The 12,334-nt window shown below is 70.5% G+C and carries 12 protein-coding genes; 10 read left to right on the top strand and 2 right to left on the bottom strand.

What is annotated here, in order from left to right:
- The first annotated feature begins 9 nt into the window (after positions 1-9).
- The 4 genes from leuS to nadD all read left to right on the top strand — a co-directional run bounded on the left by leuS (position 10) and on the right by nadD (position 5,138).
- Positions 10-2,757, top strand: coding sequence for a leucine--tRNA ligase (gene leuS, locus AAIL17_RS02040; RefSeq protein ID WP_424681139.1), 2,748 nt, complete (start codon positions 10-12; stop codon positions 2,755-2,757).
- A 4-nt stretch (positions 2,758-2,761) separates the two neighbouring features.
- Complete coding sequence (gene lptE / locus AAIL17_RS02035; protein WP_424681138.1) at positions 2,762-3,292, top strand: LPS assembly lipoprotein LptE; 531 nt, start codon at positions 2,762-2,764, stop codon at positions 3,290-3,292.
- A 1-nt stretch (position 3,293) separates the two neighbouring features.
- Entirely contained in the window at positions 3,294-4,304 is a 1,011-nt protein-coding gene (holA, locus tag AAIL17_RS02030) for a DNA polymerase III subunit delta (RefSeq protein WP_424681137.1), read from the top strand.
- A gap of 201 nt (positions 4,305-4,505) precedes the next feature.
- Positions 4,506-5,138: a nicotinate-nucleotide adenylyltransferase gene (nadD, locus tag AAIL17_RS02025; RefSeq protein WP_424681136.1), complete on the top strand. Its 633-nt coding sequence runs from the start codon at positions 4,506-4,508 to the stop codon at positions 5,136-5,138.
- Positions 5,139-5,266: 128 nt separating this feature from the next.
- Here nadD and msrB read toward each other — a convergent pair whose 3' ends face one another.
- Together msrB and AAIL17_RS02015 are read right to left on the bottom strand one after the other, a co-directional pair.
- Entirely contained in the window at positions 5,267-5,875 is a 609-nt protein-coding gene (gene msrB / locus AAIL17_RS02020) for a peptide-methionine (R)-S-oxide reductase MsrB (RefSeq protein WP_424681135.1), read from the bottom strand.
- A gap of 18 nt (positions 5,876-5,893) precedes the next feature.
- Complete coding sequence (locus tag AAIL17_RS02015; RefSeq protein ID WP_424681134.1) at positions 5,894-7,612, bottom strand: cytochrome c biogenesis protein DipZ; 1,719 nt, start codon at positions 7,610-7,612, stop codon at positions 5,894-5,896.
- Between the two features lie 454 nt (positions 7,613-8,066).
- Here AAIL17_RS02015 and AAIL17_RS02010 point away from each other — a divergent pair, with 454 nt between their 5' ends.
- The 6 genes from AAIL17_RS02010 (at position 8,067) to rlmH (ending at position 12,331) form a co-directional block, all read left to right on the top strand.
- A complete protein-coding gene (locus tag AAIL17_RS02010; protein ID WP_424681285.1) occupies positions 8,067-8,591 on the top strand; it encodes an RNA polymerase sigma factor in 525 nt (174 codons plus the stop codon).
- A 4-nt stretch (positions 8,592-8,595) separates the two neighbouring features.
- Positions 8,596-9,264: an NrsF family protein gene (locus AAIL17_RS02005; RefSeq protein ID WP_424681133.1), complete on the top strand. Its 669-nt coding sequence runs from the start codon at positions 8,596-8,598 to the stop codon at positions 9,262-9,264.
- Positions 9,265-9,308: 44 nt separating this feature from the next.
- On the top strand, positions 9,309-9,920 hold the full coding sequence (locus AAIL17_RS02000) for an HD domain-containing protein (protein ID WP_424681132.1): 612 nt from the start codon (positions 9,309-9,311) through the stop codon (positions 9,918-9,920).
- 39 nt (positions 9,921-9,959) lie between these two features.
- Complete coding sequence (locus tag AAIL17_RS01995) at positions 9,960-11,024, top strand: NAD(P)H-dependent flavin oxidoreductase (RefSeq protein ID WP_424681131.1); 1,065 nt, start codon at positions 9,960-9,962, stop codon at positions 11,022-11,024.
- Between the two features lie 105 nt (positions 11,025-11,129).
- Complete coding sequence (rsfS, locus tag AAIL17_RS01990; RefSeq protein WP_424681284.1) at positions 11,130-11,507, top strand: ribosome silencing factor; 378 nt, start codon at positions 11,130-11,132, stop codon at positions 11,505-11,507.
- 353 nt (positions 11,508-11,860) lie between these two features.
- Positions 11,861-12,331, top strand: coding sequence for a 23S rRNA (pseudouridine(1915)-N(3))-methyltransferase RlmH (gene rlmH / locus AAIL17_RS01985; protein WP_424681130.1), 471 nt, complete (start codon positions 11,861-11,863; stop codon positions 12,329-12,331).
- Positions 12,332-12,334 lie beyond the last annotated feature (3 nt).

Genomic DNA, 12,334 nt, shown 5'->3' with positions numbered 1-12,334 from the left:
ACCGGAAACATGCAGGACTCCCACGAACAGGCTTCGAACGAACAGGGCTACCAGCCGCAGGCGGTGGAAACCGCCGCGCAGCGGTACTGGAGCGAAAACCGCGCCTACGAGGTGGTCGAAGACCCCTCCAAGCCGAAGTTCTACTGCCTTTCGATGCTGCCGTATCCGTCCGGTGCGCTGCACATGGGCCACGTGCGCAACTACACCATCGGCGACGTGATCAGCCGCTACCAGCGCATGAACGGCCGCAACGTGCTGCAGCCGATGGGCTGGGACGCCTTCGGCCTGCCGGCCGAGAACGCCGCGATCAAGAACAGGACCGCGCCGGCCAAGTGGACTTACAAGAACATCGAGCACATGCGCGAGCAGTTGAAGCGCATGGGCTTCGCCTACGACTGGACGCGCGAGTTCGCCACCTGCACGCCGCAGTACTACCGCTGGGAACAATTGATGTTCACGCGGCTGATGAAGAAGGGCATGGCCTACCGCAAGAACGCGGTGGTGAACTGGGATCCGGTCGACCAGACGGTGCTTGCCAACGAGCAGGTGATCGACGGCCGCGGCTGGCGCTCTGGTGCGCTGGTGGAGAAGCGCGAGATTCCGCAGTGGTTCCTGAAGATCACCGACTACGCGCAGGAGCTGCTCGACGGCCTGGACACGCTGCCGGGCTGGCCGGACGCGGTCAAGATCATGCAGCGCAACTGGATCGGCCGCTCCGAAGGCCTGGAGATCCACTTCGCCGTCGAGGGCGAAGCCGAACCGCTGACCGTGTTCACCACGCGCCCCGACACCCTGATGGGGGTGTCCTTCGTTTCCATTGCCAGCGAACATCCGCTGGCGATGAAGGCCGCGAAGGGCAACGAGCGGCTGGCCGCGTTCCTGGAGGAACTCAAGCACGGCGGCGTTTCCGAGGCCGAGCTGGAAACCCAGGAAAAACGCGGCATGGACACCGGCCTGCGCGCGATCCACCCGGTCACGGGCGAGAAGATCCCGGTCTGGGTCGCCAACTTCGTGCTGATGGGCTACGGCACCGGCGCGGTGATGGCGGTGCCCGGGCACGACCAGCGCGACTGGGAATTCGCGCAGAAGTATTCGCTGCCGATCCGCATGGTGATCGTCGACCGCGGCGTGGTCGACGCGTTGGCGGAGATCGGCCATGACCTGCGCCAGGGCGTCGGCGCCAATCCGATGCGCGCCGCGCTGCACGGCAGCGATACCGATGCCTATGAAACCTCCGCTGCGCTGCGCACGGTGCAGGAATTCGAGCGGCGCATCCATGAGGACGCTGCGTATACCGAGCGCGGCATCCTGGTGAATTCCGGCGATTGCGACGGCCTGGACTTCGCCCAGGCCTTCGAGGCGATCGCCGACCGCCTGGAGCGCGAGGGCAAGGGCCAGCGCCGCGTGAACTGGCGCCTGCGCGACTGGGGCGTCAGCCGCCAGCGCTACTGGGGCTGCCCGATCCCGGTGATCTACTGCAGCCAGTGCGGCGCCCTGCCGGTGCCGGAAGACCAGTTGCCGGTGGTGCTGCCCGAGGACGTGGAATTCTCGGGCGTGCAGTCGCCGATCAAGGCCGATCCCGAATGGCGCAAGTGCGCCTGCCCGCAGTGCGGCGGCCCGGCGGAGCGCGAGACCGACACCTTCGACACCTTCATGGAGTCGAGCTGGTACTACGCCCGCTACACCAGTCCCGGCGCCGCCGGGCAGGTCGACGCGCGCGCCAACTACTGGCTGCCGGTGGACCAGTACATCGGCGGCATCGAGCACGCGATCCTGCACCTGCTGTACTTCCGCTTCTATCACAAGCTGCTGCGCGACGCGGGCCTGGTGCATTCGGACGAGCCGGCCACCAACCTGCTGTGCCAGGGCATGGTGATCGCCGAAACCTTCTACCGCGAGAACGCCGACGGCTCGAAGGACTGGATCAATCCCGCCGAGGTCGAGATCGAGCGCGACGAGCGCGCGCGCGTGGTCGGCGCGCGCCTGAAGGCGGACGGCCAGCCGGTGCAGATCGGCGGCATCGAGAAGATGTCCAAATCCAAGAACAACGGCGTCGATCCGCAGGCGATGGTGGAGAAGTTCGGCGCCGACACGGTGCGCCTGTTCTCCATGTTCGCCGCGCCGCCCGAGCAATCGCTGGAATGGAGCGAGGCGGGTGTGGAAGGCATGGCCCGCTTCCTGCGCCGCTTCTGGCGCGAGGTGACCACGCACGCCGCGCAGCCGGACCATCCGGTGGTCGACCCCGCCAGTCTCGACGCCGGCCAGAAGGCGCTGCGCCGCCAGCTGCACGAGGCCATCCAGAAGGTCGGCGACGACCTCGGCCGCCGGCATGCCTTCAACACCGCCATCGCGGCGCTGATGGAACTGCTCAACGCGCTGGGCAAGTTCACCGACATGAGCGAGCAGGGCCGTGCCGTGCGCCACGAGGCGCTGGAGGCGATGGTGCTGCTGCTCAACCCGGTGGTGCCGCACGTCAGCCACGCGTTGTGGCAAGTGCTGGGCCACCCCGAAACGGTGCTGGAGAACGTGCCCTGGCCGCAGCCGGACCCGGCCGCGCTGGTGCGCGACTCGGTCACCCTGGCGGTGCAGGTCAATGGCAAGCTGCGCGCTACCATCGAGGTGCCGGCCAATGTCTCGAAGGAAGACGCCGAAGCGATGGCGCGCGCGCACCCCAACGTCGTCGCGTTCCTGGAAGGGCAGACCGTGCGCAAGGTGATCGTGGTGCCCGGCAAGATCGTCAACATCGTCGCAGGATGACTCCATGAACCGTCTGTCCCGAGCCCCGCTGCTGGTCGCCGTACTCGCGCTGTCGGCATGCGGCTTTCACCTGCGCCAGAGCGCCGCGCTGCCCTCGTCGATGCAGCGCGTGCACCTTGCCGTCAACGGCGGCGGCGAACTGCAGCGCAACCTGGCCCGCGCGCTGGAGGACTCCGGTGCCACGCTGGAGGACGAAAGCGGTCCCGGCGTCGCCGAGCTGAAGATTCCGTTGGCCGCGTTCGACACCGATACGCTGAGCGTCAGCGGCGGCGCGCGCGTCACCGAGTACACGATCCGCTACCAGGTGCGCTTCGAGGTCGACGACAGCAACGGCCAGGTGCTGGTGCCGCAGCAGCGCGTCGACATGTCGCGCGACTTCAGCTACGACGCCACCAACACCATCGGCACCGACGCGCAGGTGGAGGAAATCCGCCGCAGCCTCAACGACGACATGGTGCAGGCGATCCTGTTCCGCCTGCAGGCCGCCGGCCGCAACCAGCAGGCCGCACCGGCCGCGGCATCCAGCGCGGGCTGACATGCCGATGTCCGCCGCCCAGTGGAGCAAGGCGCTGGCGTCCGACCGCCTGGCGCCGGTGTACCTGCTCGCGGGCGAGGAACTGCTGGTGCTGGAAGCCGCCGACGCGCTGCGCGCGCGCGCGCGCGAACTCGGCTATGCCGAGCGCGAGGTGCTCGAGGCCGGCCAGCACTTCGACTGGGACGACCTGGCGCGCTCGGCCGCCGGCATGTCGTTGTTCGCCAGCCGCCGCCTGCTCGACCTGCGCCTGCCTACCGGGCGGCCCGGCGTCGAGGGCGCCAAGGCGATCACCGCGTTCTGCGCCGACCCACCGCCGGATGTGACCCTGCTGATCACAGCGGTGGAGTGGAGCAACAAGCACGAGGGCGCCTGGACCAGGCAGGTCGACGCTGCCGGCGTGCTGGCCGTGTTCAACGCGCCCAAGCCGCAGGAATGGGCGTCGTGGATCGGTGCGCGGCTCGCCTCGCGTGGCCTTGCCGCCACACCCGACGCGGCCGCCCTGCTGGCCGAGCGCGTGGAGGGCAACCTGCTCGCTGCGGCGCAGGAAATCGACAAGCTCGTCGTGCTGCACGGCAGCGGCCGCATCGACGCGGCCGAGATGGAAAACCTGGTCGCCGACAGCGCCCGCTACGACGCCTTCAAGCTCACCGACGCCGCGTTCGCCGGCGACGGCGGTCGCGCGCTGCACATCCTCGCCGGCCTGCGCGGCGAGGGCGAGGACCTGATCCCGCTGATGGGCTGGCTGGTCAACCAACTGCAGCTTGCGCTGCGCCTGGCCAACGCGCGCGACTTCGCCGCGCAGGCGCGCGCCGAGCGCCTGTGGCCGGCGCGCGAGCAACTGTTCCGCAAGGCGCTGCGCCGCGCCCCGCGCGATCACTGGCTGGCCTGCCTGGCGCGCGCCTCTCGCATCGACCGCATGGCCAAGGGCCGCGAACACGGCGAGCCGTGGCTGGAGGCCGAACGGCTGATCGCCGCCATCGCCGAGCCGCGCGCCGCCGCGGCGCTGGCATGAGCGCGCCTCTTGCTCCCTCTCCCCTCCGGGGAGAGGGTTGGGGTGAGGGGCCGGGGCTCGCGGTGCTGTTCGTTTTTGCTAGCAGCAAATCATCAACGACACATCGCCCCGCGCAACTGCCGCTTCGACCTAGCGTGACCCCTCACCTCAACCTTCTTTCCCATTTCTGGCAAGGGGCAGAGGAGCGGGAGTAATGGCGACATGCGCCCACTAGCCGTCCTCGGCGGCACCTTCGATCCCATCCACATCGCCCACCTGGCGGTGGCGTGGGAAGCCTCCGAATTGCTCGACGCCGACGTGCGCCTGATGCCCGCCAGCGTGCCGCCGCACCGGTCGCCGCCGATCGCGGACGCCACCACGCGGGTGGCGCTGCTGCGCGCGGCCCTGCGGGGCCAGGACCGAGTCGGGCTCGATACGCGCGAGCTGGCGCGAGGCGGCCCTTCCTACACGGTGGACACGCTTGCCGAACTGCGCGGCGAGATCGGCGAACGGCCGCTGGTGCTGCTGCTCGGCGCCGATGCCTTCGCAGGCCTGCCAAGCTGGCACCATTGGCACGAACTGTTCGAACTCGCCCACCTCGGCGTGCTATCCCGCCCGGGCCACGCCGGCGACTGGACGGCGGAACTGGCCCGTGAAGTTGCATCGCGCCGGGTCGCCGATCCGCGCCTGCTGCATACGGCGCCCGCGGGCATGGTCGCCGCGCTGGAAGTCACCCCGCTGGAAATCTCGGCCACGCGCATTCGCGACCTGCTGCAGGCTGGCCGCGATCCCCGCTGGCTGCTGCCGCCCGGCATCCGGGACGACGCAGGTCTGCTCGACGCCTATCGAATGTAATCGGCGCGCACCTGGCGGATCGCGCCGGCCGTAGGGTGGGCTTCGGCCCACCTGCCGCCCTTCGCGTCGAGCCCGGCGAAGAGCGGTGGCTGAAGCCCACCCTACGCAGGGAAGCGTACGGGCGAGCCTCAACCCGCCCGTGGCACGAAACGCAGCGCCACCGAGTTCATGCAGTAGCGCAGCCCGGTCGGTTCGGGGCCGTCGGTGAAGACGTGGCCCAGGTGGCTGTCGCAGCCGGCGCAACTGATCGCGGTGCGCACCCAGCCGAACATGCGGTCGGTGCTCTCGATGACGTTCTGCTTCGCGATCGGCTGCCAGAAACTCGGCCAGCCGGTGCCGGAGTCGAACTCGGTGGCGGCGTCGTACAGCGCGGTGTCGCAGGCCAGGCAGCGGAACAGGCCGGGCACCGGCGGCCTTTCGTGCGGGCCGCTGAAGGCGCGCTCGGTGCCGTCGTGGCGCATCACGTAGTACGACGCTTCGGGCAGCCGCTCGCGCCACTGCGCGTCGGTGAGCACCAGCTTGCGCACGTGGCAGGGACCCAGGCGGTGGCCGTCGTCGGCGAAGCATTCGAGCAGCATGTCCTTGCCGTTCGCCGCGACCGGTTCGACGGGCGCCGAGCGCGCCGACAGGCGCGGAATCAGCAGGCCGCCGCCTACCGCGGCGAGCGCGCCGCCGGCCAGTGCGGCGCTGAGGAAACGGCGCCGCTCCATGGCGATGATGTCGTTGGTGCGGGACATGGCAACCTCCGAAACGGATCAGCCGAAGGTGAAGGCGTACGCGTGCACGCCCGGGTCGAGGAAGGTGATCTCGAACAGCCGCTCGCCGCTGCCGTGCTGCTGCCGGACGAGCTGGTACAGGCGCTGCTCGGTGACGGTGCCGTAGCCGTCGGCATCGACGTCCATGCCGTGGTCGGCGCCCGGCGGCTTGCCGTCGAGGGTGACGCGGATGCGGATCGGCTTGCCGTCCGCGCCGGGGCCCAGCACCAGGTGCAGGTCGCGTCCGCGGAAGCGATAGGCGATGCGGCCGTTCGCGCGCTCCAGCGCGGCGTTCTCGGCGTGCACGGTCCAGCGGCCGTCCAGCGACCACTGGCCGGAGAGCAGCGTGGCCGGCGCGCGGTAGTCCCAGGCATCGTCGTGGGCGACCTGGTCGCCGGCGAAATGCTCGCTGCGGGCGTAGCCGACGTAGGTTTCCGGCGAGCGCATCGCGTCGCCCGAGCCGGCCGCCTGCGCGCCCCTGGCGCCGGGCTGCACGTAGCCGCCGGGCAGGTCGGTGTGACCGGCCTCGGCGAGCAGTTGGCGGATGGTGTTCTCGCTCTCCTTGTAGTTGCCTTCGCCGAAGTGGTGGGCGCGGATGTTGCCCTTGGCGTCGATGAAGTAGTGCGCCGGCCAGTACTGGTTGTTGAAGCCCTGCCAGATGGCATAGTCGTTGTCGAGCGCGACCGGGTAGTCCACACCCAATTCCTTCACCGCGCGCGCCACGTTGGCCGGTTCTTTCTCGAAGGCGAACTCCGGCGCGTGCACGCCGATGACCACCAGCCCGTGGTCCTTGTACTTGTCGTACCAGCCGTGCACGTAGGGCAGCGAGCGCAGGCAGTTGATGCAGGAGTAGGTCCAGAAATCGACCAGCACCACCTTGCCGCGCAACGCCTGGCGGGTGAGCGGCGCCGAGTTGAGCCAGCCGGTGGCGCCGGCCAGCGAGGGCAGCTCGCCTTCGACCGGCAACGGCGCGCCGGCCCGGCGCACCGGTTCGGGCGCGGGCGGCGGGCGGGTAGCGTCGAGCAGCTTCTGTTCCAGGCCGCCGGTGTTGGCCAGCGCCGCGCGGGTGAGCAGGCCGGTATCCAGCCCCAGCGCGATCGCCGCCACGCCGGCCAGCACCAGTACGCCGAGTGCGCGACGCACCCATTCGCCGGCGCCGAGCGAGCGCTTCATCAGGGCGAACACCTTGCCGCCGATCAGCAAAGCGAGCGCCAGCGAGGTGGCCGCGCCCGCGGCATAGGTGAGCAGCAACAGCGTCGTCTGCACGCTGGCGCCGTTGAGTGCCGCACCGGTCAGCAGCAGGCCCAGGATCGGGCCCGCACAGGGCGCCCACAGCAGGCCGGTGGCGATACCAAGGCCAGCGGCGGACCACACCGAGCCCTCGCTGTCCGAGCGCTGCGACAGCCGGTTGCCCAGCGCCACGAACGGTCGCGTCAGCCACTCGGCGACGCGCGTGGAGAGCAGGGTCAGCCCGAGTAGCGCCAGCACCACCAGCGCGATGGCGCGGCCGTACTGGTTGGCGCGGATCGCCCAGCCTCCGCCGACCGCGGCCAGCGTGGCGACCAGCGCGAAGGTGAGCGCCATGCCCAGCAGCATCGGCAGGCCGTTGCGCGCGAACGGGCGGTCGGCGCGCGCGAATACGAACGGCAGCACCGGCAGGATGCAGGGGCTGAGGATGGTCAGCACGCCGCCCAGGTAGGCGAGGATCAGCAGCAGCATGGGATGAGGTTTCCGCTGGGATGTGACGGGTATTCGATGGCCAGGCCGAGCCGGTTACGTGGCCTCGATTGCATTGTCGGAAAACGGCGCAAGAGCGTGGGTTCCTTCCCCCGTTCACGGGGGAAGGTGCCCGAAGGGCGGATGGGGGAAGCTTGGCGAAAGGCTCACCCGGCTATCCCGCCCAAGAGCGCCCCCATCCGCCTGTCGGCACCTTCCCCCGCGGTCGCGGGGGAAGGACCGGTAGCGGGGTATCCGGGTTCGTAAGGGCCTCGAGGTAACGATACGACCGGATACGGCGAATGCCCGGCATGAGTCGCACGTTCCCGCCATGCAGGGCTTGACCGCCACCGGCGCCATGGTCCTAGATGATCGCTCCTCCTCCTGGGCGAGCATCGACCTGGCCGTGCCAGCCGACCCTGCCAGCGACACCCCCGAACGCCGCCGTGCGGCGTGGATGGCGGCTGCCCAGGCGGGCGACCGCCGCGCCTACGAGCGCGTGCTGGCCGATTCGGTGGCGCTGATCCGCGCGGTCGCGCGCCGCCAGGGCGTGGCCCACGACCAGCTCGACGACGTGGTGCAGGAAACCCTGCTCACCATCCATCGCGTGCGCCACACCTACGACCCGGCCCGTTCCTACGATGCCTGGCTGGCCGCGCTGGCCGGCCGCCGCGCGATCGACGGCCTGCGCCGCAGCGGCCGGCAGGCGCACCGCGAGGTCGGCGACGAGGTGGCGGTGGCGCTGCATCCGGACGAGCACGACGCCAGCGCCGAGAGCGAACGCGAGCAGCAGGCGCGCCGCCTGCGCGCGGCGATCGACGCGCTGCCGCCGGGCCAGCGCGAGGCGGTCGAGCAGCTCGGCCTGAAGGAGCTGTCGCTGGAGGAGGCCGCCGCGCGCACCGGCCGCAGCACCGGCGCACTCAAGGTCAACCTGCACCGCGCACTGAAAGCGCTGCGCGGCCGCATCCACGGAGACGACTAGACCGATGGCCGACCCGCACGCCCACGACCGCCTGATCGCCGCGCTCGGCGCCGAGCTGGCGCCGGTGCGCCGATTGCGCCCGCCGTGGCTGCGCATGCTGGGCTGGCTGGCGGTGGTGGCGGCCATCGCGGTGGCGCTGTTGGCGCGCTACGGAACCGCGCCGATGCTGGCGCGCTGGGCAGGTGCGCCAGACCTGGGCTGGGCCGGGCTGGGCGCGGTGCTGACCGCGGTCGCCGCCGCCTGGGCGGCGTTCGCGCTGGCGGTGCCCGGGCGCCGGACCGCCTGGGCCTGGTTGCCGCTGGCGCCGGCGTTGCTGTGGATCGGCGCCAGCGGGCTGGGCTGCCTGCGCAGTTGGATCGCACCGGCCACGCGCGTCGCCAGCGCGCACGAAGCGGGCGACTGCCTGTTCTTCATCATTGGGTTCTCGGTGCCGCTGTCGGTGCTGCTGATCGCGCTGTTGCGTCGCGCCTGCCCGCTGCGGCCGGTACTCACCGCGGTGCTGGTAGGCCTGGCCAGCGCCGCGGCCTCGGCCAGTCTGCTGGAGATCTGCCACGCCTTCGATGCGGCGGCCACCGATCTGGCGATGCACGCGCTGGCGGTGGGGCTGGTGGTCGCCGTCAATGCCGCGCTGGGCGGACGGTTGCTTTCGCGGGACATCGGTCGCGTGGCCTGAGACGCATCGCCGGCAGGCTTTGCGCTTCACAGGGAGGAACCGCCATGCTCACCGAACGCTTCACCGCCGCCGTCGACTACGCGCGCATCGCCCATGCCGGCCAGCTCCGCAAGGGCACGCGCATCCCCTATATCCAGCACCTGCTGGGCGTCGCCAGCCTGGTGCTCGAGCATGGCGGCGACGAGGACCAGGCGATCGCCGGCCTGCTGCACGACGTGCTGGAGGATTGCGGCGAGGCGCACGCCGCGACGATCGGGGATCGCTTCGGCGCGCGCGTGCTGGCGATCGTGCGCGGCTGCACCGACGGCACCGCCGAAGGCAAGGCCGCCGTGACCGATCCCGACGCCCGCCGGCGCGACTGGCTCGACCGCAAGCAGGCCTACCTCGCGCACCTGACCCTTGCAGCCGACGACGTGCTGCTGGTCTCCGGCTGCGACAAGCTGCACAACGCCCGCGCGATCGTCGGCGACCTCGAGCGCCTGGATGTCGGTCGCAGCGTGTTCGACCGCTTCACCGGCGGGCGCGACGGCACGCTGGCTTACTACCGCCAGCTCGCCGGGTTGTTCACGCGACGCGGCGCGGCGATGGCGGGCGCGCTGGAAAGGGAGGTCGAGTACATGGCCGTGCTGGCCGGCGAGCCGTCGCGCGTGGCCTGATCCGGCGCGACAATGGCGCGTCCCGCCGAGGAGTCCGCTGTGTCCGCCTTTCTTCGTTCGCTGGGTGTCCGCCATCCGCTGATCCAGGCGCCGATGTCCGGCTCCAACACGCCCGCGCTGGTATCCGCGGTGAGCGGCGCCGGTGCGCTGGGCTCGCTCGGCGCCGGCTACCTCGAACCGCAGGCGTTGCTCGACCAGGCCGCGCAGATCCGCGCCGCCACCGACCAGCCGTTCGCCCTCAACCTGTTCGTGCTGCCGGATGATTTCGTCGTGGACGAGGCGCAGGTGGACGCGATCCGTCGCCGACTCGACGCGCTGATGGAAAGCGAGGGCCTGGCCGTGCGCACGGAACGTCCCGCGCGCTGGGCACCGCGTTTTTCCGACCAGCTCGCCGCATTGCGCGAGGCGCGCCCGGCCGTGGCGAGTTTCGCCTTCGACCTGCTCGGGCACGCGCAGATACAGGAGCTGCAGGCGCTCGGCATCCGCGTCGTCGGCACCGCCACCAGCGTGGCCGAGGCGCGCGGCTGGGCCGCGCGCGGTGCCGATGCGGTGAGCGTGCAGGGCGCCGAGGCCGGCGGCCATCGCGGCACCTTCCTGCACGCGCCCGAGGAGGCGATGGTCGGGCTGTTCGCGCTGGTGCCACTGACCGTGGCGGCGGTGGACATTTCGGTGATCGCCGCCGGCGGCATCATGGACGGGCGCGGCATGGTCGCCGCCGAAGTGCTGGGGGCCGATGCCAGCCAGCTGGGCACGGCCTTCCTCGCCTGTCCCGAATCGGCTGCGGCGGAGGCGTGGAAACAGGACCTGCCGCAGGCGCAGGACCATCGCATCGGCACGATCTACAGCTTCTCCGGCCGTGCCGCGCGGGGCCTGCGCAACCGCTTCGTCGAGGCGATGCAGCCGTTTGCCGGAGAACTGCCGCCGTACCCGATCCTCAACGCCTTGACCGCGCCGCTGCGCCGCGCCGCCGCCGCGGCCGGTCGCGGCGACCTGCTCTCCGAATGGTGCGGCCAGGCGGCCGCGCTGGTGCGCCCGATGCCTGCCGCCGAGCTCGTCCGCGTGCTGATGGACGAGTACGCCGCCGTCCGCTGCACGGCCACTTGACGTGGCATTGAGCGGTGCCGGGTATACTTGTCTCGCGCCATTCCGCGCCCGATGCACGCTCCGAGGCACCCCCACTTGAGTACGTCTTCCCGTAGCCAGCCGTCCATCGCCGCAGCGAAAGCGGCCGATTCCACCAACCTGCGCAAGCACGTGATCGATGCGCTGGAAGAACTCAAGGCCAAGGACATCCGCGAGATCGACGTCCGCGGCAAGACCTCCATCGCCGACTTGCTGGTGATCGCCTCGGGCACCTCGGCCCGCCACGTCAAATCCATCGCCGACGAAGTGGTCAAGTTCGCCAAGAAGGCGGGCGTGATGCCGCTGGGCGTCGAGGGCGAGCAGGAAGCCGAGTGGGTATTGGTCGACCTGGGCGACGTGATCGTGCACGTCATGCTGCCCCGCATCCGCGAGTTCTACGGCCTGGAGCGGCTGTGGACGGTCGGCGACCGCGAGCCGGGAATGGATGCGGCCAACGTCGGTTGACGCGGTTTTCTCCGTCTCCCCTGCGGGGAGAGGGCCGGGGTGAGGGGCCACTCTTGCGATTTACTTGCTACGAAGCGAGTGCCTTTGCCCCCTCTCCCCTCCAGGGAGAGGCTGGGTGAGGGCCCATCCTTGCGACTCACTTGCTACGAAGCGAGCCTCTGCTCCCTCTCCCCTCCGGGGAGAGGGTTGGGGTGAGGGGCCACTCTTGCGATGTGCCTGCTATGAAGCGAGTGCTGCTTTAGGAGCATCCTTCCCATGAGCTTCCCCACGAGCCCCGCCCCCTCACCTCAATCCTCTCCCCGGAGGGGAGAGGAGGCGAACGTGGCGCTGCGCGCCGCTTTTATCGTTTGATCATGCGCACGCGCATGATCGCCATCGGCGAACGCATGCCCGCCTGGGTGGCTGAAGGCTTCGCCGAATACCGCAAACGCCTTTCGCACGACCTTCCGCTGGAACTGGTCGAACTGAAGCCCGGCGCCCGCGGCAAGGGTCGCGACGACGCCCGTGCGATGCATGACGAAGGCCAGGCGATCCTCGCCGCGCTGCCGCGCGATACCCACGTGATCGCCCTCGACGGACGCGGCAAGGCGTGGTCCAGCGAGGAGCTGGCCGCCCAACTGGCGAACTGGCGAATGGCCGGGCGCGACCTGGCCTTTCTGATCGGCGGCCCGGATGGCCACGCGCCCGAAGTGCTGGCGCGCGCCGACCAGCGCTGGTCGCTCGGCCCGCTGACGCTTCCGCACATGCTGGTGCGGCTGGTGCTGGCCGAACAGCTCTACCGCGCCAGCACGCTGCTGGCCGGTCATCCCTACCACCGCGCCTGACGG

Origin of the sequence: Frateuria sp. YIM B11624 (genome assembly GCF_049727805.1) — a bacterium.
Taxonomy (GTDB): Bacteria; Pseudomonadota; Gammaproteobacteria; order Xanthomonadales; family Rhodanobacteraceae; genus Frateuria_A.
Note: the sequence above shows the minus strand (reverse complement) of the source record. Positions and strands in the feature narration are given on the sequence as shown.